This is a genomic window from Paenibacillus sp. B46(2026), from assembly GCF_056786355.1.
In genome coordinates this window covers 1,395,673-1,421,248 of sequence record NZ_CM165907.1, presented here as the reverse complement: position 1 = coordinate 1,421,248, position 25,576 = coordinate 1,395,673, and the positions used below count along the sequence as shown (strand labels likewise).

Annotated in this window: 23 protein-coding genes; 11 read left to right on the top strand and 12 right to left on the bottom strand. The window is 47.0% G+C overall.

The genetic code is table 11. The features are described 5' to 3' along the window. Nucleotides 1-33 precede the first annotated feature (33 nt). From AC1S8V_RS06320 to AC1S8V_RS06310, 3 genes are all read left to right on the top strand, one after another. Nucleotides 34-477, top strand: a complete 444-nt coding sequence (locus AC1S8V_RS06320) for a helix-turn-helix domain-containing protein (protein WP_482074412.1) — start codon at nucleotides 34-36, stop codon at nucleotides 475-477. A gap of 42 nt (nucleotides 478-519) precedes the next feature. Then, the gene (locus AC1S8V_RS06315) at nucleotides 520-936 is read left to right on the top strand and encodes an ImmA/IrrE family metallo-endopeptidase (RefSeq protein WP_482072903.1); all 417 of its coding nucleotides are present in this window, start codon (nucleotides 520-522) and stop codon (nucleotides 934-936) included. Nucleotides 937-1,117: 181 nt separating this feature from the next. Further along, nucleotides 1,118-2,917 carry a 5'-nucleotidase C-terminal domain-containing protein gene (locus AC1S8V_RS06310; RefSeq protein ID WP_482072902.1) on the top strand — a complete coding sequence of 600 codons (1,800 nt, stop codon included), beginning with the start codon at nucleotides 1,118-1,120 and terminating at the stop codon, nucleotides 2,915-2,917. 568 nt (nucleotides 2,918-3,485) lie between these two features. On the opposite strand, the gene AC1S8V_RS06305 is transcribed toward AC1S8V_RS06310, so the two are convergent. After that, nucleotides 3,486-5,270: a proline--tRNA ligase gene (locus AC1S8V_RS06305; protein ID WP_482072901.1), complete on the bottom strand. Its 1,785-nt coding sequence runs from the start codon at nucleotides 5,268-5,270 to the stop codon at nucleotides 3,486-3,488. A 374-nt stretch (nucleotides 5,271-5,644) separates the two neighbouring features. Continuing rightward, nucleotides 5,645-7,450: an FAD-dependent oxidoreductase gene (locus AC1S8V_RS06300; RefSeq protein WP_482072900.1), complete on the bottom strand. Its 1,806-nt coding sequence runs from the start codon at nucleotides 7,448-7,450 to the stop codon at nucleotides 5,645-5,647. Between the two features lie 575 nt (nucleotides 7,451-8,025). Here AC1S8V_RS06300 and AC1S8V_RS06295 point away from each other — a divergent pair. After that, complete coding sequence (locus AC1S8V_RS06295; RefSeq protein WP_482072899.1) at nucleotides 8,026-8,697, top strand: 3'-5' exonuclease; 672 nt, start codon at nucleotides 8,026-8,028, stop codon at nucleotides 8,695-8,697. A 59-nt stretch (nucleotides 8,698-8,756) separates the two neighbouring features. Here AC1S8V_RS06295 and AC1S8V_RS06290 read toward each other — a convergent pair whose 3' ends face one another. The 3 genes from AC1S8V_RS06290 to AC1S8V_RS06280 all read right to left on the bottom strand — a co-directional run bounded on the left by AC1S8V_RS06290 (nucleotide 8,757) and on the right by AC1S8V_RS06280 (nucleotide 10,959). Then, nucleotides 8,757-9,728, bottom strand: coding sequence for a helix-turn-helix transcriptional regulator (locus tag AC1S8V_RS06290; protein ID WP_482072898.1), 972 nt, complete (start codon nucleotides 9,726-9,728; stop codon nucleotides 8,757-8,759). A gap of 151 nt (nucleotides 9,729-9,879) precedes the next feature. Further along, complete coding sequence (locus tag AC1S8V_RS06285; RefSeq protein WP_145320700.1) at nucleotides 9,880-10,584, bottom strand: hypothetical protein; 705 nt, start codon at nucleotides 10,582-10,584, stop codon at nucleotides 9,880-9,882. 207 nt (nucleotides 10,585-10,791) lie between these two features. Further along, nucleotides 10,792-10,959: a hypothetical protein gene (locus AC1S8V_RS06280; RefSeq protein ID WP_482072897.1), complete on the bottom strand. Its 168-nt coding sequence runs from the start codon at nucleotides 10,957-10,959 to the stop codon at nucleotides 10,792-10,794. Between the two features lie 331 nt (nucleotides 10,960-11,290). On the opposite strand from AC1S8V_RS06280, the gene AC1S8V_RS06275 reads away from it, so the two are divergent. From AC1S8V_RS06275 to AC1S8V_RS06245, 7 genes are all read left to right on the top strand, one after another. Further along, nucleotides 11,291-11,746 carry a hypothetical protein gene (locus AC1S8V_RS06275; protein WP_482072896.1) on the top strand — a complete coding sequence of 152 codons (456 nt, stop codon included), beginning with the start codon at nucleotides 11,291-11,293 and terminating at the stop codon, nucleotides 11,744-11,746. Nucleotides 11,747-11,764: 18 nt separating this feature from the next. Continuing rightward, nucleotides 11,765-12,469, top strand: a complete 705-nt coding sequence (locus tag AC1S8V_RS06270; RefSeq protein WP_482072895.1) for an AIM24 family protein — start codon at nucleotides 11,765-11,767, stop codon at nucleotides 12,467-12,469. Between the two features lie 368 nt (nucleotides 12,470-12,837). After that, nucleotides 12,838-13,518, top strand: coding sequence for a 7-cyano-7-deazaguanine synthase QueC (gene queC / locus AC1S8V_RS06265; RefSeq protein WP_482074411.1), 681 nt, complete (start codon nucleotides 12,838-12,840; stop codon nucleotides 13,516-13,518). Then, entirely contained in the window at nucleotides 13,515-14,006 is a 492-nt protein-coding gene (gene queD / locus AC1S8V_RS06260) for a 6-carboxytetrahydropterin synthase QueD (protein ID WP_482072894.1), read from the top strand. The genes queC and queD overlap by 4 nt, the downstream gene beginning before the upstream one ends. Further along, a complete protein-coding gene (gene queE / locus AC1S8V_RS06255) occupies nucleotides 13,999-14,772 on the top strand; it encodes a 7-carboxy-7-deazaguanine synthase QueE (RefSeq protein WP_482072893.1) in 774 nt (257 codons plus the stop codon). The genes queD and queE overlap by 8 nt, the downstream gene beginning before the upstream one ends. A 208-nt stretch (nucleotides 14,773-14,980) precedes the next feature. Further along, nucleotides 14,981-15,472 (top strand): preQ(1) synthase, encoded by a 492-nt coding sequence (gene queF, locus AC1S8V_RS06250; RefSeq protein ID WP_076319044.1) that lies wholly within the window; start codon nucleotides 14,981-14,983, stop codon nucleotides 15,470-15,472. A gap of 519 nt (nucleotides 15,473-15,991) precedes the next feature. Next, nucleotides 15,992-17,266: an MFS transporter gene (locus AC1S8V_RS06245; RefSeq protein ID WP_482072892.1), complete on the top strand. Its 1,275-nt coding sequence runs from the start codon at nucleotides 15,992-15,994 to the stop codon at nucleotides 17,264-17,266. Between the two features lie 126 nt (nucleotides 17,267-17,392). Here AC1S8V_RS06245 and AC1S8V_RS06240 read toward each other — a convergent pair whose 3' ends face one another. The 7 genes from AC1S8V_RS06240 to AC1S8V_RS06210 all read right to left on the bottom strand — a co-directional run bounded on the left by AC1S8V_RS06240 (nucleotide 17,393) and on the right by AC1S8V_RS06210 (nucleotide 25,557). Further along, the gene (locus tag AC1S8V_RS06240) at nucleotides 17,393-17,881 is read right to left on the bottom strand and encodes a prolyl-tRNA synthetase associated domain-containing protein (protein ID WP_482072891.1); all 489 of its coding nucleotides are present in this window, start codon (nucleotides 17,879-17,881) and stop codon (nucleotides 17,393-17,395) included. A gap of 58 nt (nucleotides 17,882-17,939) precedes the next feature. Beyond that, a complete protein-coding gene (locus tag AC1S8V_RS06235; protein ID WP_482072890.1) occupies nucleotides 17,940-18,785 on the bottom strand; it encodes an EcsC family protein in 846 nt (281 codons plus the stop codon). Nucleotides 18,786-18,986: 201 nt separating this feature from the next. After that, nucleotides 18,987-19,967 carry a glycoside hydrolase family 43 protein gene (locus tag AC1S8V_RS06230; protein WP_482072889.1) on the bottom strand — a complete coding sequence of 327 codons (981 nt, stop codon included), beginning with the start codon at nucleotides 19,965-19,967 and terminating at the stop codon, nucleotides 18,987-18,989. Nucleotides 19,968-20,824: 857 nt separating this feature from the next. After that, nucleotides 20,825-22,303 carry a family 43 glycosylhydrolase gene (locus AC1S8V_RS06225; RefSeq protein ID WP_482072888.1) on the bottom strand — a complete coding sequence of 493 codons (1,479 nt, stop codon included), beginning with the start codon at nucleotides 22,301-22,303 and terminating at the stop codon, nucleotides 20,825-20,827. After that, complete coding sequence (locus AC1S8V_RS06220) at nucleotides 22,300-23,142, bottom strand: carbohydrate ABC transporter permease (RefSeq protein WP_036611483.1); 843 nt, start codon at nucleotides 23,140-23,142, stop codon at nucleotides 22,300-22,302. The genes AC1S8V_RS06225 and AC1S8V_RS06220 overlap by 4 nt, the downstream gene beginning before the upstream one ends. 26 nt (nucleotides 23,143-23,168) lie before the next feature. Continuing rightward, nucleotides 23,169-24,059, bottom strand: coding sequence for a carbohydrate ABC transporter permease (locus tag AC1S8V_RS06215; protein ID WP_036611613.1), 891 nt, complete (start codon nucleotides 24,057-24,059; stop codon nucleotides 23,169-23,171). A gap of 157 nt (nucleotides 24,060-24,216) precedes the next feature. Next, nucleotides 24,217-25,557 (bottom strand): ABC transporter substrate-binding protein, encoded by a 1,341-nt coding sequence (locus AC1S8V_RS06210; RefSeq protein ID WP_482072887.1) that lies wholly within the window; start codon nucleotides 25,555-25,557, stop codon nucleotides 24,217-24,219. Nucleotides 25,558-25,576: the final 19 nt, after the last annotated feature.

The following is a 25,576-nucleotide window of genomic DNA, read 5'->3' as shown; positions in this document are numbered from 1 at the left end:
AAGCACTTGTACGAATCGAAGGAGTTGGCATGAATTGTGGAGCACGCTTTTGGTCCTTATATGAAACAACTGCGCGAGCAACAGGGATATAGCATCAATCAGCTCGCCGAAGCAGCCGGAATAAGCAACTCACAGATTTCACGCATTGAGAACGGGGTCCGGGGTGTGCCCAAACCTGCAACCATTCGCAAAATTTCAGATGCACTCTCGGTTCCCTATACAGAGATGATGAAGCATGCCGGTTATATTGAACCAGGGAGTTCCACTGAACTTCAGGACGTGCCGGAATGGGCTACATACAAAGACCGTCGTGATTTCAAAAAGATGCTGGAAGACGATGATGATCTGATGTTTGACGGCATTCCACTCGATGAAGATGACAAGAAACGAATTAAGGATGTGCTGACAGGTCTGTTCTGGGAAGCCAAACAGATGAACAAACGCAAAAAGACAGACGAATCGGACAAGCGCCCATGAGGCACGACGAACTGAATTTAATGAGGCAGCAGGTGAGATCATATGGATGACATCGTAACAAAGCTGATTCGAAAACACCGGACCAACTGCCCTTTCAGCATTGCCCGCGCAGTTGGAATACAGATTCGTTTCACCAATTTGGGGAAGTCCACCAAAGGACTGTACTTTCGGAAGCTCCGGCGCAGGTTTATCGTCATACACAATGATTTGCCGCCGGAATGGCAGCGGTTCGTATGTGCCCACGAGCTTGGCCATGATCGGCTTCACAAAGGGATCAATCGATTCTTTTTGGAGGAGCATTCCTATTTTGCTCCAGGCAAGCTGGAACGACAGGCCAACCGGTTTGCCATTCAACTGTTAACTTCCGGAGTAATGCCTGAGCCGGATGAATCTCTGGAGAAATTCTGTTTGCGTACCGGACTGCCGCGTGAAGCGCAGCATTTTTTTTACATGATTTAAGAACATATGTTCTATTCAATGCTTATTCCCTTTCTATTTTCCATTAGAAGATTTACATGTCACTTTCAGGTTACCTATTTTTACGTAAATCGCGAGATTTCCACATAATAGTCTGCTAAAATACAACATGAGCTGTGTAAACGCTCAATTAGATTATTATTTTGGGAGGTTTCGGATTTATATGAAAATCTGGAAGAATTACGTTTCACTTCTGCTAACGGTCTGTTTGCTGTTTGGCAGTGTAGGTATTGCCGCAGCTGCAACGGATACCACGCCGGGCACAGGCAAACACATTACGATTCTACATACGAATGATACACATGCTCGCGCAGTTGAATCTTCACCTGCTATGGGTTTTGCCAAAGTAGCTGGAATCGCTGACAAATATCGTAGCGACAACCCGAACACGCTCCTGCTTGATGCGGGAGATGCTGTACATGGTACAACTTTTGCCACTCTCGTGAATGGTGAAAGCATCGTGAAACTCATGAATGAAATGGGCTACCAAGCCATCGTACCGGGTAACCACGAATTCAACTATGGTTCGGATCGATTGATCGAACTGGCAGACATGATGAACTTCCCAATGATTAGTGCCAACGTGAAGAAAAAAGACGGAACTCGTCTCTTCGATCCTTACCTGATTGAAGAAATTGATGGTGTAAAGGTTGGAATCATTGCCCTGTCCACACCGGAAACGATGTACAAAACAAATCCGAAAAATGTCGAAGGTATTGATATTACAGATCCATCTGCAGAAGCTAAAGTTCTGGTGAACGAGATCCGCAGCAAAGTAGATGTTGTTGTGGTATTGGGACACCTTGGACAAGACGCGTCCAGCACGGATACTAGTTTAAAAGTAGTTAAAGAAGTTCCCGGCATTGATGTATTCATCGATGGACATAGCCACACTATCCTTCACGATGGTCTTGTATCCGATCATGGAACATTGATCGCAAGTGCAGGAGAATATACGAACTACGTAGGTGTCATCGATCTGTGGGTAGACGGTGGTAAAGTAACGAAGAAACAAGCCACATTGATTGATGAAACGGAAGCAAAAGACATCAAACCGAATGAGAAAGTTGCGGCACTGGTGAACTCCATTCAAAAAGAACAAGAGCCTATTTTAAAAGAAGAAGTAGCCAATACAGCCATTCTGCTGGATGGTAAACGTGAACAGGTACGTGCAGGTGAAACCAACCTGGGTGACCTGCTTGCAGATGCAATTCGTGATGTCAGCAACGCCGATATCGCATTGACTAACGGTGGTGGTATCCGTGCTTCCATTGAAAAAGGAATTGTAACCAAGGGTGCTGTTATCACTGTTCTTCCTTTTGGTAATCAAGTCGTAACCCTTGAAGTGAAAGGGGCCGATATTCTGGCAGCCCTTGAAGTCGGTGTAGCTTCCTACCCTGAACCAAGCGGTGGATTCCCGCAAGTATCTGGAATCAAGTTCAAAATCGACACTTCCGCTGCAGAAGGTAGCCGTGTACATTCCGTAACCGTTGGCGATAAAGCCCTTGATCCGGAAGCAACATACACGCTGGCAACCAATGATTTCACTGCTGTTGGCGGTGACGAGTACACCATGTTCACCAAATATGCTACAACAGGTATGTACGGCGCGTTGGATGAAGCGTTGATTAACTACATGCAGAAGCTTGGCGCTGTAGACATCAAAACAGATGGTCGGATCAGTGAAGCGAAAAAACCTGCAGTAGAGCCGGAAACTCCGGCAACAGAAACTCCAGCTCCAACCAAGCCAAAACCAGAAACACCAAAACCGGAAAAACCGTCTAAACCGACGCCAAGCAAACCAGCTCTAGCCAAACTGCACGTTGTTAAATCCGGAGATTCCCTGTATTCCATCTCCAAACAATATGGTACAACTTGGCAGGCGCTGCAAAAGCTGAACAATATCAAAAATCCACACTGGATCTATCCGGGTCAACAATTGAAATTGCCTGCAGCTTCTTAAGATCAATACAGAGCAGCAGCATGACGGATATATCTTGTCATAACAAAAAGGGTGTCCCCCAGCCAGATTACTGGTTAAGGGGACACCCTTTTGTATCTCAGTTCTTAAACATCAATCCACATCAGGTACTTGAACATTTCCTGCGGACATATCCTGCTGATCTCGACAATCATCTGAGGCAAAAATAAATCCCGGCGTGGCCTTTACGGACCAACTTTATTACGCACCTTCGACACCGAACTATATAAAAAATCTCCGGAATTACCGTGTTCATGCGGTTATTGTACATTTAAGTTCGACATCTCTGTCTACTCAAAATTGCATACTTGCACATAAATCTGCCTGTGTATAATCATCCTCAGACCCTTAATTGTAAAATCATCTATATACTAAATACACATGTCCAAATATAGTTATTTCGTATGATACAATACTTAAAATCCCGCCTATTGGCATGCCAATAGCCCTCTTTTTCATGCTCACATTGAAACTTCAGCAATCAAAATCATCTACCGCATCATATTCGGTACTATTATATGAACTCATATATTCAGCCAATCCCCTGAATCTAGGAAGTGAGCTGTTCCTTTACATAAAGCACAGCCTCCTGTGCCGTCAACCCGATTCTTTTCGGTTCACCAGATGCTGCAAGTGCGTGTGATCCCAGTTCAACCTGCCCTTCTGCTGCTCCTCTGCCAATGACGATCTGCACAGGCAATCCGATCAGCTCTGCATCCTTGAATTTCACACCTGGACGTTCATCCCGGTCATCAACCAATACCGTGTAACCACCATCGACTAATTGTTGTTCCAGTTCAAGGGTGAGCTGACGCTGTTGCTCATCCTTCCAACTTACTGTAATCAGATGCACATCATATGGCGCCACAGCTGCCGGCCAACGAATGCCTTCATCTCCCGCATATTGTTCAGCTATAGCGGCCATCAGACGGGATACGCCAATGCCGTAACATCCCATGACTGGCGCGCACTGGCGACCATTGCGATCCAGGAAGGAAGCACCCATTGCATCACTGTATTTCGTTCCCAATTTGAATATGTGTCCAACCTCGATGCCTTTGGTAAACACAAGCGGCGATCCACACGTTAGGCAAGCATCCCCTTCAGAAGCAAAGCGAATTCGTTCTACTCGGTCCAATGCAAAATCAATGCCTGGGCGTACGCCGGAAACATGCACATCCACTTCATTGGCTCCTGTAATTGCACTCTTCATCACTGCCACATCAGCGTCCACCACCATCGGCAGATTCAGTCCAATCGGACCTAAAAAACCTACCGTCAGGCTCGGATATGCCGCAATGGCCGCATCGTCTGCAAGAATCAGTTCCTCTACACCCAACACCTGCTTCAGTGCGATGTCATTGAGTTCATGGTCTCCACGCACCAGCGCAGCGACGAGCTGACCATCTGCCACATATAGCAGCGTCTTGATCATATGTTCAGCACCTTCGCCGACAAAGGCGCTTAACTCTGCAATCGTACGAACGCCAGGTGTCGAGATACGTACCACGGTTTCCGCTCCTGATTTCTCATCCGTTTGAAGCGCGGAATCTGCACTCGCAGATACTTCTGGAATTTCTGAGCTTGCTTCTTTTTCCCCAATATCTCCGAAAGTCTGATAATCAGCTTTCTCCAAATTGGCAGCATATCCACAATGTTTGCACGTTACAATCGTATCTTCACCTACATCAGCAAGAGCCATGAATTCGTGCGTTTCCCCTTGACCACCAATCGTTCCCGCGTCCGCCTCAACACGGATATAGTCAAGACCACAACGCTCCAGAATGCGACTATAGGCTGTATTCATCGCCTGATAGGTACGATCAAGCTCTTCCCAATCCGAAGCAAAAGAGTACGCATCCTTCATGATGAATTCACGCCCGCGAAGCAATCCAAATCGAGGACGGCGTTCATCCCTGAACTTGGTTCCAATCTGGTACAGGGTGAATGGCAGCTTGCGATACGAGTTCACCTCGTCCCGAGCTAATGCGGTTACAACTTCCTCATGTGTTGGTCCAAGGGCAAATTCCCGTGCATGACGATCCTTCAGACGCATCAATTCAGGACCATACTGTGTGTACCTTCCGGATTCTTCCCACAGCTCGGCAGGCTGCATAATCGGTAGCAATACTTCCTGACACCCCGCACGATCCATCTCTTCTCGAACGATTCGTTCAACGTTCAACAATATACGCCGTCCGAGGGGTAGATAACTGTAAATTCCCGCGGCCAGTTGGCGAATCATACCGGAACGCAGTAACCAGCGATGTCCCGCAGCATCTGCTTCCGCTGGCGCTTCACGTAAGGTTGGAACAAGCATTTCACTTTGACGCATTTGAACACACTCCTAATCTTTCTCATGGTTATTGGTTATCTAGAGTTATAGACAGCAAAAAGACACATCCGTCAAGGGACGAATGTGTCGTGGTACCACCCTTGTTTAACTGCACTTTAAACCGTTCGCTCGCAATCTATGCGATCTGTGATACGCAGTCCTACGGGGCATAACGGGCCCTTCCGGCGGAGGTTACAACCCTGGATGGGCATTCTCTTCCGCAGCTCGCGAGGTAGGAATTACATAGCAACCACAGGAACCTTGCACCACACTGTTCCCTCTCTGTTGAAGCTGACCAACGCAATCATGTCCTCGTTATAACGCTGTTATCATTTTTGATCACATTAGTTCATATACAAGAAATTGTCAACCAGTTAGTCGAATACAACCCCAGAATAATATTCCACTACATCACGAATGAGCATAAACGCATCCCCATTTGTAAGACTGTTCTTGTCAGCAATGCCAGCAAGCGTGTTCTCACTTATAAAGTTTTGCGTTTGCAATTGAGCAAGTGCCTGTTCAAGTGATGTTTCAGTTTCTGAAGATCCCATTGCCAGACATAACATATACGCAGCCTGATCCAACGTTAAAGGCAGGGTTGAGGCATTCTCCATACTTGCTAGAGCTTGGTCGGCACTGCCTGTGTAGGCTTCTGGAAACATCGCTTGCATTCTTTTCAATTTACTTAAAAATCGTTCTGGATTCATTCCTTTATCCAGTTCCCAACCATCGTTATTATAATTGCCTGAAGTCATATACATACTCGCTGCAGCCAGCAATCCCTTGTAATCCTTATGGTCCATATAATCAGGTTGCTCGAAACGATGTACTTTCAGATCCATACCCTGGTTCTCCAGCATTTTGCGTAATTCAGATGCTCGCTCTTCAGAAGCTGAGAGTTCTCGGAAGGACTCCTTATGGACGTATGCCAGTTTGACCGCTGCTCCTGCTGCTTCTCCCTCTGCCATTCCCAGTGGGACAACTCTTGCACTACCATGTGGGATTGTATCATAACTTGCTGCACGTCCGACGACGAGCAAACCATCAACCTTTAGCGGTACAAGCGAGCGAAAGGGTACACCATATTGAATCGGACTCAACATAATCGTTCCGGGATTTCCAACACTCGTGCTCTGAATATCAATATCGTATGAACCGTATCCAATGGCATCCCAATGATCCCGATTTTCCATGACATCAGCTAATGTTAATCGGTACTCGCCATAGATGTGACGTGACTCCCTCACGTAGAGCTCATCCGCTGTTCCAGCATATTGTAGCCCTGCAAATTCCTCATAATTTTTCTTCAGAAAATCAACAATTAGCGGGGCTTCTTTACGCCCGATTTCCAGACCTTCTTTCACGGATATCGGATCTAACGGATCTACCCCAAAGATCTGCATCGTATTAATCAAGATGGTATCATCATTCTGTCTTCCGATATTCAGACTGCGGATCTTAATACGTTGTGGATTGGAGGATTCATACTGCCTCGCATCACCGTATCCCCAAGCACTCATCTTATCAACCCCGGTACCCTCTCTTTCCCTGAATTTTTGCCATACCTCATCTGTAACACCACTTAGCTTGAATACAAGCGTAGAGACCATTTTGGATTTACCATCTCCAATATCTTGCCTGCCTATGGAATATGGAACTCCTGCAGCAGCTGCAATATCCGCATCTTGCGTAGCATCAATGATGGAGCGGGTTGAAATCTGAACAGTTGTTCCGTCTTTTTTAGTTATGCTCAACCCCGTTATTGTCGTCTGATCCCCCGTAGATTGTTCAGTAAGAGGAACTAATTCCTTAGCATTCATCAACAGGTCAATATTAGGTTCGGAACGAACCATTCGATAGAAAATGTTAGCCGCTGTATTGGTATCAAATGAACTACCCTCTATCTGGTCAAACCATTCTTGGAAAATGCCTTTATTCAAAAAGTCAGGCTGCCGCAAACTACTCAATAACTGGGGTTGTTCAGGGGAATAATTTAAATCCAGCGTATTAAGGCCTCCCTCGGTCATCAATCCTCCCAACATGCTGCGATCTCTTGCTTCCACCAGCAACACATGCATCCCATTACGAGCAGCAGATAAGGCAGCCGTAATGCCTTCCGGATCCGTTCCAGCTACAATAACGTTATAGGAATCTTTCAGGTTTATTGTAGATTGCACGTCCTCCAAAGGCTGCCATACATAATTATTATTAAATTTATAATTTTTGTTCCAAATATAGAATGCACCATATGCAACACACACTAAAACAATAAACACACTAGCTGTAATTACTGTTATTTTTAATTTTCTACTAATCAAAGAAACAAACCTCCATATGTACTTTAAATTCAATAATACTTACTCGTGAAGCAGTTTTCCTATGCTCTAATATCAACCGACTATCTTTCTCTCCTTTCCTACATGAGTAGGCTATACAACAAAAAACTTCCTAACAGTTCAAACTGTGTTAGGAAGTGTTGATAATAAAACGCAAAATTCTACTTTCATGTTGCCATAAATACAGACAAAAACATAGGAAAGTTCCTAACTTCCCTCATTATAACGACCACTTTTTGTGAAGTAAAGACTTACCAAAACCGGAAATGCATTAGGGAGATAATTAAACACTTAGACTGTTCATTCATCCCGATTACAATGAATTCCGTAACGATGGCTGACATGACAGCGCGTTCCCTGTAATATAGAGAAATAGAAATATACCCTTGGTATTAATCGATAAAGGAGCTTGTCCTATGCCATATATCATATATGATCTTGAATTCACAGTAAGTCGCAATACTCGCTATTCATCTGAAATTATTGATATCGGTGCCGTCAAAGTTACGGAAAGTGCTGATGGATTGGCCGTTACGGATACATTCCATACGTATGTTCGTCCTTCCAACAAATCCGTGCTGTCTACCGACACGATTCAGTTTACAGGTATCACGCAGAAAGATATTGATGCAGCACCTCTTTTTCCTGAAGCACTGAATCAATTCATCGCCTGGATGGGAAGCGAATCCTATTACATGTGTTCCTGGGGACCCGACGACCGCAGCAAACTGATCTCTCATTGTCGTACCCACCAGCTCGACGTGGCCTGGATCACCAATCATAACGATCTCCAGCAGCAATGGTCCCGCACAGTTCACAAAGAAGGCAAGTTCCGTCAACTCGGACTCGCGCAGGCTCTTGAAATCTGCGGAATCGAATTCGATGGTACCCAGCACCGTGCTTTGGATGATGCCATCAACACAGCCAAGGTGTTCATGCATCAATTTGACCGATTCACGCTGGAAAACAACTGTGCAGCGGATGATGAGGGCATTGCATCCAAGCTCGTCTATTCCAGCTCCACAGAAGGCGAAGAGAAAGAATCACCTTTTGGCAATCTGGCTAGCCTTTTCAAAACCAAAGAATAGGCGTCCACGACACAGTCTTTATTCGTGTCTTAGCTTTAAAGATAGACTCCATTCTTATCTCAACTTCTATCGTACATTTGTTGCCAACAGTTCAGGCGTTCTTTCATCATGATGCGGCAAATCTCAGGTTCGAGGATTTCCGCATCAGGTCCATATTTAGACACCCATACGAGAATCTCCTCAACATCACTTAATATGGCTTCAAATAACAGGCTGCCTTCCGGTTCTATAGTAAAGATGGGGCGTATAAAGAATTGCTCCTGCGTCACACGCTCCACAGCATGGGGTGCAAATCGAATTTTGAACGCAGTCCACTCCGTACTTCCCTCGTATGCCCAAGGAATGCGGAAGTGCGATTGTATCAGATAATCCTCTTTGCGAAACGTGCGTAGCAATATCCGTATCCTCTGCAGCCGACTCACCTGAAATATTCGCATTTTCTCCGACAGGTGACAATACGCTAACAGCTCAAATCTGTAATCACGAGGGATAAGACAGTAAGGATCTAAGCGTACGATCCCTTTTTTACCTTGAGACAGATATTCCCCTTCAATAGTGTTCTGTGAAATGCCGGCCTGAAGCAAGGTAATTAGGGATTGATTCTGGGGATCGTTTCTCTCATTTTGCCATGCAGGCAATCCCAGTTTAAACAAGCTACTAATTTGCTCCGACCATTCCACTCGTTCTGTTTTGTTTTTCTGACTCGCAGCAACCACTTTCTCATAAGCGCTCTCAAAAGCAGGTTTCAGCAAAGGACGAATATTCTCCATAACTTCAGCAAGATGCATGAAAGCTTGGGCTTCTTCATCAGACCAATTTAGCGGATACATGGCAAAATGGCTGATAAACATGTACCCTTGCCCGTGTCCCATATTGGCGATCGGGATATGCATTGCACTGAGGGCCTCCATGTCGCGGTATATCGTCCTTTCCGTTGTCTCGCACCGCTCGGCAAGCTCACGTGCCAGAATACCCGGCTTGGCCTGTACCAGCGTTATAATGCGCATTAATCGGATTAGTCGGTCTGTCATTTTGCCGGACCCTCCACGATGTCGTTTCAATAAATTTGATACAACTCCATCCATTGTTTAGTATGATATTGATACATAGATTCGACCTTTTCCTAAACTTCACCTTCAAATATGTAGACTCTCTCTAAACCGTTACCATCTGAAATCAACCCTATTCCCCTAATATCTTTTTTTCACGGTCATGATATCCGGTTGTAAACGTGATCCCATAGTGATAACGCAGCTTTTCAACGATCTCGGCTTCCGCGTAATAGTCCAGATCCTGCTTCCGCGCAGCTTCAATTAACAGCGCATCTGCATGACGACGCAACATATTACTTCCCTCTTGAACCCGGCCTCTTTCATAGGCGCGCAGGGCTTGTTTGATCAGTGGCACGGTTTCACTTAATTTGATCGTCTTCTCCACCTTGGGATCTTCCGGCTGCCGCAACATGCCCAGATGACTGGTGTACTGAATATACAGCTGTTCTCTTCGTAACAATACGCGTTGACTTTGCTTCAACTTCCTTGTGCTCCAATAGGCTGAACATACGGCAGCTTTTCCGGATACACGGGGTCCCATGACAAACTCAAGCAAAATTTGTTTGCTTTCCCCCTTGTACATATCGCCAAGCCTCAGTACCCAGCCAATATCCGTTTCTTTGGAACGACATCCATAGATGCCTTTTAGCTGTACTCCAAATTCCGGTTTGAGCAAAAGTTCCAAATCTCTTGATACAATTTTGGGTGCTATTTTCCTAAGTCTTTTGGCAGGGGCACCGTTACGCCACTCAACCATCATATATACGGGGTCGGCTCCCCCTGTCGGTATGGCCTCTTTATTCCACGAATAAGATACTTCAAAGACTGAGTTCACTGGTTGTCTCTCCCCCGATTTATGTGTATTATCTTCTAAGTTATCAGGGTGAATGGACACTATATTGTCACGGAACACATGTTCGTATTAAATTTTTCCAATATATTAGTTTTACATCCCTAAATCCGTCTCAATACGACAATAAACGACGAAAAAGCCTGGCACTATGCCAAGCTTTTCAATCACTTCTCTATGACAAGTCCCAAATTAAACGGTAGGATGATCGATTCCCATTTTGTGTAAATATTGTACATCATCTGCTTCGGTAACCGGAGCATAGGTGACACTGTCAATGACCAGCTTACGGCCCACTGGCTCTCCGTTAACAGTGATCATGATTGTTTTGGTTGCTGTGTCCTGATCTGCTGTATACATATGTTTCTACTCCTTCATGTTCACGATCTTATATTCAATCGGATATATTGGAATCGTTCATTAAATTGCGTATTTGTGAATAGCATGCACCCGGAACTGAAGTAAAAGAATGTGCGAGAACGGTCCGGTGTGCTGCATATCTTTCTATTACCCCATAGATTTATAAGTTAAACAGCTCTGTTCATAAATAATTTTAAATATTTCGGGTAATAAAACGATATCATCTTGAACCCGTCGTCCCGGTTTTGACGTATAATGTAAGAGCCGTATTTCAACAATAGACGACGAATTCGGCGATCTATATTATCTACCGAAGAAAGAGGTGTTAACGATGCCAAAATCCATTCAGGGTTATTTCATTCGGGTGTTATTCACCACATGCATTCTATTTACCGTTTCAATAGCTTCCACAGTTAGTGCAGCCAGTGCCAACATTTTCACGGATATATACAGCGGATGGGAGCGAGTCTCCGAACTGCCCGGAGAAGTGAACGCTCTGCAGGAAAGTTATAAGCAAACGATGGAACAATTAAATCAAACGTCTGCCCAATTGGGACAAGCCCAGGCCAATGTCGAAGCATTCAAGACCCAGAACGAACAGCTGCTGGCTCAGAACCAGAAACTTACTGAAATGGTAAGCAAATTGCAGGATGACCAGAATGCCAAAGCGGCTGCCAGCAAACGAATTCAGACGATGATCATCACTGTCGTTTCTCTCATATTAGGTTACTTTATTCTGATTCGCGTGATGCGCTGGGGAATGCGTCGCCGTTCGGGCCGAGTATAAAAGAACAGGAGCAACTGCATGAACATACACCTGAACCATGCTGAAGCAGGCGGAACTGGACAAGTCGTCACATTCTCACTGATTAAAGATGACTGCCTTCATATTTTGCATCCGCAGCAAATTGTGGCCTTCCGCGGTCCAAGTAGTAGTCGTAATGATAAATTCATGAATATCACGGGTATATATCGCAAAAAAAAGCTGATTAAATCCGAAATTACCGGACCTTGCCAATTTGTGGCTGCCCTGCCTCCCGGATTCACCATGAAGGAAGTGGAGCTCACGGAGGACAGCGATCTGCTCTATGACTTCCGCCACTTGTTCTTCTACTCTGATGGTGTAACCATGCATACCAAAATTCAGAAAATTAAAAACATGCTGATCACCCGCGATGCAGTCAAAATGAAATTTTCCGGCAAAGGTAAAATCGGATTGCTCACACAAGGCCAGGTCTGTCAGCAGGAACTGCATCCGACAGCCCCGCTCTATGTGGATGCTGGCAGCATTATTGCCTATCCCGAAAATGCACATCTGGAACTCACCGTATATGGTAACAACCTTGCCAGTCAGCATATGAACTATCATTGGAAGATGACAGGACATGGCTCGGTACTCTTCCAAGCTGGGCGGGAGAATCATCGACTGGAACAGGATCTCAACGATGAGGGACTGTTCAAACGAATTCTGAAAGAAGTGATTCCTTTCGGTAATGTACTGATCAAATAAGCTGTTATAGGATGAAACCGCCCGATTAGCTGCCACTATGCTCCAGTGGGTGGTCACCACGCGTTTTCATGTTATAATGGATCAGACAATTGAAGAAGAAAATCCATGCCTAGGGCATGGGAGAGGTTCGCGAACTCCCTCTATAAGACATGACCATGCGATGGTCAGAGTCTTGCGTACACGTTGCAGTCACAATGCAATCATGTACGTAAAAAACTAAGGACACTTACTCTTGCCTGCTTTTTTGAAGCGGTTATCGAGAAGGTGTGTTTTTTGATGGATGCCAGTTCATGAACTTCTCTGTTCTTCCGACACGCTATGCCTATGTGCATGGTTTGATCTCAAGAAGATGGAGAGGTTTTTTTATGTTGAACGATGAAAAAGCAGTCGTTGTATTCAGCGGCGGTCAGGATAGTACCACGTGTCTGTTCTGGGCCAAACAACAGTTTGCCGAAGTCGAGGTCGTTACGTTCGATTATGGTCAGCGTCACAAGCTGGAGATTGAGTGCGCAACGGAGATTGCACGCGATCTGGGCGTACAGCAAACGGTACTGGATATGAGCCTGTTAAACCAGCTTGCACCCAATGCGCTCACTCGCACAGATGTGGAGATTGCCCATGAAGAAGGCGAACTGCCAAGTACATTTGTAGATGGACGGAATCTGTTGTTCCTCAGTTTTGCGGCCATTATGGCAAAGCAAAAAGGAGCACGTCACCTGATTACAGGTGTATGCGAGACGGATTTCAGCGGATACCCGGATTGCCGGGATTCATTTGTGAAATCAATGAATGTGACGCTTAACCTGTCGATGGACTATCCATTTGTCATTCACACCCCGCTCATGTGGCTGGACAAAGCCCAGACGTGGAAGATGGCCGATGATCTCGGTGCTTTCGATTATGTACGCGAGCGTACCCTGACCTGTTATAACGGCGTGATCGGCGATGGATGCGGAGAATGCCCTGCTTGCAAACTGCGCAAAGCCGGACTGGATCGTTATGTACAGCAACGTACTGCTGCTGGTTCTACGGGAGTGGATGTACGATGAGAGAGCCGGGAACATTCCGTATTGTAGAGCATCTGCAGCGAATTGACGAGGACATCCTGCCTACACAGCTGAGATATCACCGCAAGCGTGTGCTGGTCAGCAAAGAGTTTACTTTTGACGCGGCACATCACCTGCATTGTTATGAAGGCAAGTGTAAGAACCTGCACGGTCATACGTATAAAGTTATATTTGGCATCAGCGGTTATCCGGGTGAAACCGGGCTGACGGTTGATTTTGGACATATCAAAGATATATGGAAAACTCAGATTGAGGGATATCTGGATCATCAGTACCTCAACGAGACACTTCCTTTAATGAATACAACAGCCGAGAATATGGTCGTCTGGCTGTTCGAACAGATGGAACATGCACTACAGACGGAGCCCTATGCCGGACTGACTGACGGCGGGCGGACAGAGTTTGTCCGACTCTTCGAGACACCAACCAGTTACGCCGAAGTCAGACGGGAGTGGATGATCGATGAGTAGTGTTGTAGAACAGAGACAGTCTCGCGAACGCAACCAAGAGGCTCGTATCCCTGTGATGGAGATTTTTGGCCCGACGGTTCAAGGCGAAGGCATGGTGATCGGTCAAAAAACGATGTTTGTTCGCACCGCGGGCTGCGATTATCGCTGCTCCTGGTGCGACTCGGCCTTCACCTGGGACGGCAGTGGCAAGGACCAGATTCGGAGGATTACGCCGGAGGACGTATGGGAAGAATTGCGCCGCGTTGGCGGCACGCGTTTCTCCCATGTCACCATCTCCGGCGGTAATCCCGCCCTGCTCGCTTCGCTGGGCGGATTGGTTGCCCTGCTGCGGGGGAACGGCATCCGCACCGCGGTGGAGACACAGGGATCCCGCTGGCAGCCTTGGCTGGCGGACATTGACGAAGTCACCGTCTCGCCCAAGCCACCCAGCTCCGGCATGGACACCGATTGGGCCGTGCTGGATGATCTGATCGAACGGCTGGCCGCTGGCCCGGTAGACCGAAGTCACAGTCTGAAGATCGTAATCTTCGATGAGACAGACCTGGACTATGCCCGCCGTGTGCATGCACGGTATCCGGGCACGGATTTATTTTTACAAACCGGGAACCCGGATGTCACTTCCGCTGATACGCCAGATCTGGCGTCCTCACTGCTTGCTCGCTATGAGTGGCTGATCGACCAAGTCAGTGCATCTGACGATCTGAATGACGTTCGTGTGCTACCTCAGCTGCATACGCTGGTATGGGGGAATAAACGCGGCGTTTGATGAGCAGTCTTCGCCTGTATGGGTGAAGTGAACGATTATGGGCCCTATGGGTGGAATGGGCGGCATGATGTACCGAAGAGTATGGATGAGCGTGTAAAAAGGATAAAAAATATCAAGATAAATTGAAGCCAGTTATACAGGCATAATCGCCTATCATATAGACCGGATAGCTTTGCGCTTGAACGGGATAAGGAGCGTTTAATAACCGATGAGACAACCTGATGAGATGCAAGATGTGACGTTGCTGGGCAACCAGAACGTAAAATATACGTTTGAATATGATCCGGGCATTCTGGAGAGCTTTGATAACAAACATCCGTACCGCGATTATTTTGTAAAATTCAACTGCCCGGAGTTCACCAGCCTGTGCCCGATTACGGGTCAGCCAGACTTTGCGACGATCTATATCAGCTATATTCCTGATGTGAAAATGGTCGAAAGCAAATCACTCAAGCTGTACCTGTTCAGCTTCCGTAACCATGGTGATTTCCACGAGGACTGTGTGAATATCATCATGAACGACCTGATCAAGCTGATGGACCCGCGTTACATCGAAGTGTGGGGTAAATTCACACCGCGCGGCGGTATTTCCATTGACCCGTATACCAACTACGGAAAGCCGGGAACAAAGTACGAGCAGATGGCCGACCATCGTATGATGAATCATGATATGTATCCGGAGACGATTGATAATCGTTAATTCGAATCATAGAATGCACAGAAGCCGAACTCTTCACATCTGAAGAAGTTCGGCTTTTTTCAATATAAACCTGAAATGATAAAAATCAGTGTATCTATGCAGTTGGATCGACTAGCGATCATATGGATTTATCGTCCTTTAGTTCTTTCACTTTTTTGATGTAATGTCTCAACATAAGTAGCCAGGAAAGTCATGACTGACATGAATAAAATGGTCATCGCCAAGTTACGTTTGGCAAGAACATAGGGTGAAAGTAATTTCAAATGTCCCCCTCCTTTATCAAGTATACATAGGGTTCCTTTACATTAGATGCTAAATCACTATCCTTCTTTGTAAATGTGAATGCCCTTGGGCGAACTCTATACTCACTGTAACTTCCCTCTTAAATCGATTAAATTTCTCTTGTGTTCCCCTTGTCGGTCCAATCAATCTATCCTATTATGTAACAATATGCTTACACGCATAGATTACAACATCAGGCGCTGATCCCTCGTGACCGCGACCAAAGGAGAATTGTACATGTCTACGCAATCCACATTAACCAAGGACGCCGCCGCGCGTTCGAAAGCCCCACCCGGATCGGATACCCAAAGCACCGTTTACCGGATACTCATTGCCATCAGTCTGGTTCATCTCTTCAATGATTCGATCCAGTCGGTTATTCCAGCCATTTTTCCGATTCTGAAAGACTCTATGCATCTCACGTATACTCAGATCGGATGGATTTCTTTTGCTATCAATTTTACCGCATCCATTATGCAGCCTGTCGTAGGCTGGTTTGCAGATAAAAAACCGACGCCGTCCATTCTGCCCATCGGTATGGGTTTTACATTTACCGGCATGTTGCTGCTGGCCTTTGCTGACAGTTATATGGCTGTCCTGATTTCCGTTATTTTTGTCGGTCTGGGTTCCGCTGCTTTCCATCCGGAAGGTTCGCGTGTATCGCACATGGCTGCTGGTCAACGCCGTGGACTGGCACAGTCCATCTTCCAGGTTGGTGGTAACGCTGGGCAATCCCTTGCCCCATTGCTTACACGCTGGATCTTTATCCCGTTTGGTCTATTCGGAGCTATTGGATTTACAGGCATTGCTGCCATGGGGATTGCAGTTCAAATCTACATAGCCCGTTGGTACGGACGCATGCTGCAATCGGGAGGATACCTGCGTAGACAGGCTGCTGCCCGCCGTGCACCCAATCCTGCTTTACGTAAAAAGATTACTGCCGCCATTACGATATTAATCTTGCTCGTCTTTGTTCGTTCCTGGTATATCGCTTCCATCGGCAGCTTCTATGCGTTTAATCTGAAAGATACCTTTGGATTGTCCACAGAGGACGCGCAGATCTATATCTTCTTGTTCCTGGCTGCCGGAGCACTTGGTACGTTCTTTGGAGGCCCCTTGGCGGATCGATTCGGCAAACGTAACCTGATCTTCCTGTCCATGGCCGGAGCTGCTCCGCTGGCACTCTTATTGCCTTATGCGAATCTGTTCTGGACAGGTGTACTGCTAACCATTATTGGTTTTATCATGTTATCCAGCTTCTCCGTTACGGTTGTGTACGCACAAATGCTGATTCCAGGCAAAATCGGAACGGTCTCTGGCCTCATCACAGGTCTGGCCTTTGGTATGGGAGGTCTAGGCGCACTTGTTCTGGGCAACTGGATTGATGTCTTCGGCGTATCACCGGTAATGCAGATGTGCAGCTTCCTGCCACTGCTCGGGATCTTCACGTTCCTGCTTCCATCTGATAAATTACTCAATATCTGGGCGAAAGAAAATGGTAGTAAAGAGTAACCTGCATTTGCAGCCTGAATAAAAAGTTGAACCATAACAAAAAAGGGTTCCCACCGACTCTGTATTTACAGACCGGCAGGAACCCTTTTGTTATATTTGTTTTTCTCGTATTTAGCTTTAAGCGCTCTATTCCACGTCACACATGACAACGCTGCTACCTTGAGCTGTGATCAGTTCCTTAACATCTTCAAATTCAAGGAATACCGTCGCTGTATTTTCCATGGGATGAATTCCGATTTTTTGACCGACCAGATCCTTGTCAAAGACTACGGTTACGTTTTTCTGAATATTATTGAGAACCCCCATAGGATTGACGTGCCCTTTTTCCAATCCGAGGAATTCCAACAAATCCTTTTCGCTGGCAAAACTGAGTTTGCGGCTGGGTATCTTTTCGCTTAAATTTCTCAAATCAACTGATTTCGTTCCAGCAATCGTCACCAGATAATAGTTACGCTTCTTGTCATCACGTAAAAATAGATTTTTAACAATATGTTCTGTATGTGGAATTTGATAAGAGAATATTTCCTCCATCGTATATACTGCGGGATGTTCAACACTCTCGTAAACGATATTATTGCGATCTAAAAGATCATAGAAACCCTGTTTGTTTAACATGTAAAATTCATCTCTTTCAATATAAGTATTCTTCTGTAATATTACTTCTTCTCTAATATTACTTCAAACGCTGAAGGATCAGCCGTTTTTTGTACAGCATTTTGCCTGCTTCGGCTACATCTCGAATGGTATTTTTGTTGCTCACCGAACCGAATACCATACCGGCAATCGGAACGAGTTGGAACAGCTTCTTCCAGCCAAAGGATTCACTGTAGGAGTTAAAAACTTCCCGCCAGCCCTGCATTTGCGATACCACCTCAATTGGCTTGTCCGGATCGTCGTAAGCAGCCAGTTCTTCGATGATCGCTTTCTTGCCCACAATATCGGCAGAGGAGAATTGCAGACATTTGACAATAAAGATACGCTCCAGCGGTTCGTCTGGATCATACCCGTAACATAGAGCTATCTCTTGCAGTACCTTCAAGGAAAGTCCCATCACCATCGGAATATCTGCTGCAATGGTTACAATGCCACCAAAACCTGTAGCTGCTCCCTGAGCCGCGGCAAACTTCGTTCGACTCTCGGTAATGTTATCAGCCACCTGGTCCAGTACCTTAAGTGGCAGATTCTCCACACTATGAATCTTCGCTGTCCCCTCCGCTTCAGCATCCTGCTCCAGACGATAGGTCGTGTCCATCATGGAATAACCGGACTTCTCGGCTTCCTCTTGCAGTAGCTTCGCTACTTTTTTCTTCTGTACGAGGAACTTGCCCCCATGCTGTACATACTGACCAACGTCGTTCAGGGAATTTCCGATCTTTTGTTTCAGTGTTTTAGGCATCACTTTATCCAACATCGCAAAGGGCAAACGCCCGATTTTATCCCATATAAACAAGTCCTTCTGCTGTTTCTCCCATTTCAAAATCTGTTCAAGTTCCTGGTCCAATGTTTCGCGTGAATCCATAAGTGATCCTCCTAATAGGTTCTGCATCGTAATCTGTATCTTTCTCATACGCAGAGATATCGTTGTGGTTGCTTTGTTTATATCCAAGACATCGATACGCAGACCACTCTTCCTTATCGTTTACATACGGAAGAGCCCTCAATCAGCATTACTCGCTAACTAAGGGCTCTCGTATGAAAGGTTACACTGTTACACTACCTCTTATTTCGCTTCCGCTGCTGCTTTTCCATCCGGTACCGGAACACCGAAGTCAGGTGTGCCATCTTCACGCCAATGAATCACTTGAGCGCGGGCATGACGGTTCGGATCATACAAGGGATCACCCTCGATATCTTTGTAATTACGCGCATGATAGATCAGGATATCGGTCTTGCCATCCGGTGACACCGTAAAGCTGTTATGGCCCGGACCGTATTGGCCGTTCGCTTCACAAGTCTGGAACACCGGCTTGGGTGATTTCACCCAACTCGCCGGATCAAGCAGGTTGGCATCTTCATCTGCGGTGAGCAGACCCATACAATAATTGTAATCGGTCGCGCTCGCCGAGTATCCAATGAAGAATCGTCCATTGCGATGCATCACGGCTGCTCCTTCATTGACTTTAAAGCCGATGATTTCCCAATCATACTCCGGCGTAGAGATCATGACCTGTTCGCCGCGTATCGTCCACGGGTTTTCCATTTCGGCAATGTACAGGTTCGAGTTGCCCACAATATCAGGATCTTTCTGTGCCCAGACCAGATAGCGGATTCCCTTATGTTCAAAGGTTGTTGCATCCAGCGCGAATGATTCCCAGCGAGTATAAATCTGGCCCTTTTCTACCCACTCTCCTTCGAGTGGATTCGCGGAATCGTTCTCCAGAACATACATCCGGTGATCAAACAGGCCTTCGTTGGTCTCACTGGTGTGAGCCGCAGCGTAGTGTATGTACCATTTGCCATCGATAAAATGAATTTCCGGTGCCCAGATGTTGGCACTCATCGGCCCCGTGTCACGCTTCGTCCAAGCCGTTACTGGCTCAGCATCTCTTAACCCTTCCAAAGTCTCTGCTCGCCGGATTTCAATCCGGTCAAAGGCTGGTACGGATGCGGAGAAGTAATAGTAACCGTCCGTATGACGGTACACCCACGGATCAGCGCGCTGCTCCAGAATGGGATTAGTAAAGGTAATGGAATCAGTCATGGGAATGCTCCCCTTTCAAATGAATGTGTGTGGCTTGAAGTTGGGGATGTAACCCAATTGCGAAAAAGCGAAAACCTTTTTGGGTGGTGCACAGCGGACGCTCGGGGGTGGCAGGGCCTTGGTGCTCTCTTGTCCTCCGATTTCTTTTTTCACCGCTCCTGGCGGTTGAAATCGGATGCCAAACTCGCTCCTGCTGCTCCTTCCTCCCCCTCACTGCTTGTGCCCCTTCGGAGCAGCAGCTCGCTCTTTTCGCGCTCGCTGGGTTACAAACTAACCTCGAGCCTTTTGGTTGGCTCGGTCTTATGGGGCCGACCGCTTCGCACGGTCGACTCTCCCCATGTAATGCTGAGCTGGCCGCAGAGCTATAGGCCAGCTTTGGATACACAGCGAACGTTCGGGGGTGGTAGGGCCTTGGCGCTCTCTTGTCCTCCGATTTCTTTTTCCCACCGCTCCTGGCGGTTGAAATCGGATACCAAACTCGCTCCTGCGGCTCCTTCCTCCCCCTCACTGCTTGTGCACCATCAGAGCAGAAGCTCGCTCTTTTCGCGCTCGCTGGGTTACAACCTCACTTCGAGCCTTTTTGTTGGCTCGGTCTTATGGGGTTGACCGCTTCGCACGGTCAACTCTCCCCATGTAATGCAGGGCTGGCCGCAGAGTTATCGGCCAGTTTTGCATGCACCGCGGGCGCTCGGGAGTAGCAGGGCCTTGGTGCTCTCTTGTCCTCCGATTTCTTTTTCCACCGCTCCTGGCGGTTGAAATCGGATGACAAACTCGCTCCTGCGGCTCCTTCCTCCCCCTCACTGCTTGTGCACCCTTAGAGCGGCAGCTCGGCTCTTACCACGCTCGCTGATCGCCCCTTACTCCTCAGCTGCGCTGATCTGCTTGCCCCAGACCGCGATGCCGCGGTCATCAAGACCTGTCACCACCAGCGCGGGCTGGCTTCGCTCCCAGTCCCAGGACGGGAGCAGCTTCAGCTCTTCCGTGGAAGCTCCGCCCCATGGGCTTTCTTTCCATTCCAACGTCAGTGTTTGTTTGCCATCAAATGTCCAGGTTCCTGAACCTTTTTCGCTTTGAATCTTACCTTTGCCCGTTAGGGTATAAGGCACTGCCTGAATCTGCCCGTCCACGGACGGATCAAGCGCCATGCCTTCCCACTCTCCGGCAATCATGGACTTCGGAATATCCTGTACGGTCTCACCGGCGTAACGCTCCGGTGAAACCACAGGCCAGCCGTCCTTGGTCCATAACATTTTGCGTACATGCAGATAGGGCCAGTTTTTATCCGTCTCGCCCCGTGCATGATGCACGATGTAATAATCGTCTCCGTCCTTCAGAACGGAGTTATGACCAGGCGCAACCCAGCCTTCACCTTCTGTGAAGCGATAACCCCCGAGAATTTTGGTGCCGATCTCATATTGCGGCAGATGCTCCGTATCCAGCATGTTATTGCCGTTTATGTCCGTATACGGTCCTGTGATTGAATCAGCACGCGCAACCCGCACGTTATAATCTTCGAATAAGGAATCATACGAGACGAACAGATAATACTTTTTGAACTCCGGGTTATACACAATGTATGGACCTTCCACTGCGCCCTCTTCGGTTGCATGATCCCGAGCAGCAATACGGGTACCATAACCCTCGTCCTTGAATTTCCCGGTGTCGGGATCAAGTGGCGCAATGTAGATGCCGTCAAAAAATGAACCATATACCATCCACGAATTGCCCTCAGCATCTACGATGGGATTAGCATCAATGGCATTCAATTTGTCCTGTTCATTCGCAGAAGTTTTCACAACGAGTCCTTCATCTGTCCAAGGACCTTCTGGAGATGAGGATGTCTGAAGACCAATAGCCGACTGGGTACTGCCAAAAGAAGAAGCCGAATAATACATCCGATAGGTATTGCCAGCCTGAATCACATCCGGTGCCCACAGATTGACCGCACCTGTCCAGTCCAGTGCTTCTTGCGGAATACCCGACAGAGCCTGGCCTACCCATGTCCAGTGGATCAGATCATCTGATTTGCGTACCATGACGCCGGGTTTCGCTTCTCCTGCTACACGAACGTCTGTGGAATAGACGTAGTATCCCTGATCGGTTTTGATAATGGCTGGATCATGTGCATTGTTCACCGTCCAGCGTGACTCATCGTCCAGAATAGAATTGTCGTACAGTGCCGTATCTTGGGGAGCTTCCGGAAATACGGGTCGTGAACCCGCATCTCCTCCCCTATCTCCTGAACAACCCGTAGCCCCGATCAGCAGTAACAACATGGAAGCCACAACCCCTCTCTTCGAAAATGTCCACCCTCGGAAGTTCTTCCGCTGATTCATCCCTTCACTCCCGAAATCGCAACCGATTCAATAATCTGTTTCTGGAAGATCAGGAAGATGATTAATACCGGCAACAGGGCTACAATCGACGCCGCCATAATAAGTGGGTAATCGGTTTGAATCGCATACGTAGCATTGAAGTTCGCTATAACCAGCTGTAACGTCTGCTTCTCCGGTGAATTCAGATAAATAATCGGTGCCAGATAATCGTTCCAGATGCCCATGAACCAGAGAATCAACTGTGCAGCAATCGCCGGTTTGATGAGCGGGAACGTAATACTGGAGTACAGCCGGAAATAGGAACTTCCATCAATCTTGGCTGCCTCAATAATCGCATCAGGCACACTAAGCAGGTACTGGCGCAGGAAGAAGATCATGATTACGTTACCGAACAGGCCAGGAACAATCAGTGGCAGCAACGTATCCACCCAGCCCAGCTTCGCGAACATGATGAATTGCGGGATCATGACTGTCGGATAAGGAATCATCATGGATGCCAGCAACGCTAGAAACAGTTTATTTTTGTGCGGGAATCTTAATTTGGCAAAGGCAAAAGCAGCGATACTGGACGTAAAGGTACCCACCACCGTTACACTCACCGCAACGATGAGGCTGTTTTTGATCCCGCTGAGCAGCGGTCCTGCTTCCCAGATTTCTTTATACTTCCCGAATTGGAATACTTCAGGTATCCACACAGGCGGAAGCGCGAACACATCCTGCTTCTCCTTCAATGACGTGGACAACATCCAGATCAGTGGTGCAATCATCGCAATCGCACCAATCGCGAGTACGATAAAGATAATCGAGTTTGTTAATTTCCTCTTTTGACTGTAAGACATCACCGGTTCACTCCTTTCCTTGACAATCAATCCCCATCATAGGCTGATTTTTCGTTCATTTTGAATTGCACCAGGGTAATGACAAAAATGAAAATACCAAGAATCATGGCCATCGCTGAGGCATAACCCATCTGCAAGTTACTGAAAGCTTTCTGCCAGATGTAGAAAACGATGGATGCCGAAGAATATTCAGGACCACCCGTAGGCGTCATAATGTTCATCTCGGTGAAAATCTGGGAACCGCCAATAATATTCGTAACGATGAGGAAAAAAGTAACTGGCTTCACCATAGGCCAGGTGATGTTACGGAAGATCTGGAACCCATTGGCTCCATCCAGCTCAGCCGCTTCGTAATATGTACGTGATACACTTTGCAGGGCCGCCAGATACAATAACATGGTGTATCCCAGACCTTTCCACACCGTCATAATAATCAGAGCCGGTTTGACCGTGTCTTTGTTCGCAAGCCAGTTAGGACCTTTAATCCCAAACAGGTCAAGGAACTGGTTCACCAGACCGTAATCCCCGTTGTACGCCCAGTTCCACATGATGGATACCGCAGCGAGGGAAGAAATGACCGGAATGTAATAGATCACTCGGAATGTCGTGGTACCGGGAATTTTACGATTCAGACCCATCGCCAGCAATAATGCGAGCAACAATCCAATCGGGATCCCAAGCATCAGGAAGAATGTATTAAACATCGCTTTGTAAAAGAGGTCATCCGTGAGCAAATCCTTGAAGTTGGCCAAACCAATAAAGTTCATCTGTCCCAGTCCGTCCCAATCGGTAAAAGAACCATAAAGGGAGTAGAGGAACGGGAACATGACAAAGATCAGCAACCCAAGAATCGGAGGTAAAATAAACAGATATCCGTACAGCATCTCTTTGCGATACAAACTCGATTTTGTAATCACGGCGTTCACCCCTGTTTCTAGTATCAGCATGTGGCATTCTTCGATTGAACCTTGCCGATCAACGAATGCCACATGCTCGTATGGAATCCCATAAGTTCCAACACGAATGATGCCAGCAGCATGATTGCAGGCTGCCGGCATCACCCTTTCCTATCTACTATTTCTGAGATTTCTTTTCTTGTTCAACCGCTTTGTCGAGCAGTTTCTGCATCTTCGGCTGTTGCTGCTTCACATAGTCTGCGGCTGTAATCTTGCCATCCAATACCGGCTGGATGTCTGTGAAGAACAGGTCATACCATTCCGCATTGTACGTGTAGTTACCTGGCAGAGCCCGGCCGTAATCTTCAACAATATCAATGAATTCCTGTTTGTTGGCTGGTTTCGTGGATGTATCTTTGGCCCACTCGTCTGCCATATCAAGCAAGTTCGGAATCTGTACCTTGGCATCCACCAGTTGCTGCATGCCTTCCTTCGAAGCTGTAAGGTAATTCACCAATGCAGCAGCTTCTTCCGGATGTTTTGTCTTCGCCGATACTCCGATTCCCAGAGATCCGATCCACGTTGCCGATTTGCCAGTCGATCCCGCAGGGAAAGGCAGCAAATCATAATCGAAAGGTAATTTCTCAAATGTACTCATATCCCATGGCCCTACAGGGAAGAAAGCCATTTCACCTTTCATCCAGCGTTGATACGTATCCAATGTTTGCGCTTCCTCAATGGAAGGTGTGATTTTGTATTTGTTTTGCATATCCGCGAAGAATTGCAGTGCTTCCGCGAATTTTGGATCATCAATCGTTACCTTTGTTTTGGTTTCATCCAGCCAGTCGCCACCATTGCTCCATACAAAGGATTGCAGTGCCCACTGTACGTTGAATCCAGTACCGTATACATCCGGTTTACCGTCTCCATTGGTATCCTTGGTCGCTTGCTGGTTCACCTTGATGAACTCTTCCCATGTGTATGGCTTATCCTTGTCAGGGAATGGAATGCCTTCTTTTTCAAACAAGGTCTTGTTGTAGCCCAGTGCAAATGGCCCCAGATCCTTCGGCATACCGTAGATATCGCCCTGTCCTGCCATTTGACCGTCATAACGATACAGGTCCACGCCGTATTTCCAGATATTATCAAGATCAACATCCGGATTGTTTTCAATATACGAAGTGAGGTTCATCAGCACATTGCTGTTCACATACGCTTTCACATCGCCCGGATTGATATAAAATACGTCAGGCAAGCTGTTGCCTGTAATTGCCGCTCTCAGCTTGGTTGCATATTGATCCGCAGCCGTTACAATAATTTTGACTTTCACACCCGGATGATCTTCTTCAAATTTCTTGACCACCGCCTGGTATGCTTTCTGCTCGTCAGTACCACCGCGGAACATAAACGTTAACTCCTTGTCCCCACTTGCACCGCTGCTTCCTCCGCAGCCCGCAAGTACCAGTGCACTTACCAGCATAAGAAGCATAAATGTGACCCAACTCTTTTTCTTTACCATCTGAACCCCTCCTGATCTG

What these genes read in the sequence shown, in the direction of transcription:
- AC1S8V_RS06315 (WP_482072903.1), top strand. Translation starts at nt 520, where the DNA reads ATGGATGACATCGTAACAAAGCTGATTCGAAAACACCGGACCAACTGC.
- AC1S8V_RS06310 (WP_482072902.1), top strand. Translation starts at nt 1,118, where the DNA reads ATGAAAATCTGGAAGAATTACGTTTCACTTCTGCTAACGGTCTGTTTG.
- AC1S8V_RS06305 (WP_482072901.1), bottom strand. Translation starts at nt 5,270, where the DNA reads ATGCGTCAAAGTGAAATGCTTGTTCCAACCTTACGTGAAGCGCCAGCG.
- AC1S8V_RS06295 (WP_482072899.1), top strand. Translation starts at nt 8,026, where the DNA reads ATGCCATATATCATATATGATCTTGAATTCACAGTAAGTCGCAATACT.
- AC1S8V_RS06290 (WP_482072898.1), bottom strand. Translation starts at nt 9,728, where the DNA reads ATGACAGACCGACTAATCCGATTAATGCGCATTATAACGCTGGTACAG.
- AC1S8V_RS06280 (WP_482072897.1), bottom strand. Translation starts at nt 10,959, where the DNA reads ATGTATACAGCAGATCAGGACACAGCAACCAAAACAATCATGATCACT.
- AC1S8V_RS06275 (WP_482072896.1), top strand. Translation starts at nt 11,291, where the DNA reads ATGCCAAAATCCATTCAGGGTTATTTCATTCGGGTGTTATTCACCACA.
- AC1S8V_RS06270 (WP_482072895.1), top strand. Translation starts at nt 11,765, where the DNA reads ATGAACATACACCTGAACCATGCTGAAGCAGGCGGAACTGGACAAGTC.
- queD (WP_482072894.1), top strand. Translation starts at nt 13,515, where the DNA reads ATGAGAGAGCCGGGAACATTCCGTATTGTAGAGCATCTGCAGCGAATT.
- queE (WP_482072893.1), top strand. Translation starts at nt 13,999, where the DNA reads ATGAGTAGTGTTGTAGAACAGAGACAGTCTCGCGAACGCAACCAAGAG.
- queF (WP_076319044.1), top strand. Translation starts at nt 14,981, where the DNA reads ATGAGACAACCTGATGAGATGCAAGATGTGACGTTGCTGGGCAACCAG.
- AC1S8V_RS06245 (WP_482072892.1), top strand. Translation starts at nt 15,992, where the DNA reads ATGTCTACGCAATCCACATTAACCAAGGACGCCGCCGCGCGTTCGAAA.
- AC1S8V_RS06240 (WP_482072891.1), bottom strand. Translation starts at nt 17,881, where the DNA reads ATGTTAAACAAACAGGGTTTCTATGATCTTTTAGATCGCAATAATATC.
- AC1S8V_RS06235 (WP_482072890.1), bottom strand. Translation starts at nt 18,785, where the DNA reads ATGGATTCACGCGAAACATTGGACCAGGAACTTGAACAGATTTTGAAA.
- AC1S8V_RS06230 (WP_482072889.1), bottom strand. Translation starts at nt 19,967, where the DNA reads ATGACTGATTCCATTACCTTTACTAATCCCATTCTGGAGCAGCGCGCT.
- AC1S8V_RS06225 (WP_482072888.1), bottom strand. Translation starts at nt 22,303, where the DNA reads ATGAATCAGCGGAAGAACTTCCGAGGGTGGACATTTTCGAAGAGAGGG.
- AC1S8V_RS06220 (WP_036611483.1), bottom strand. Translation starts at nt 23,142, where the DNA reads ATGTCTTACAGTCAAAAGAGGAAATTAACAAACTCGATTATCTTTATC.
- AC1S8V_RS06210 (WP_482072887.1), bottom strand. Translation starts at nt 25,557, where the DNA reads ATGGTAAAGAAAAAGAGTTGGGTCACATTTATGCTTCTTATGCTGGTA.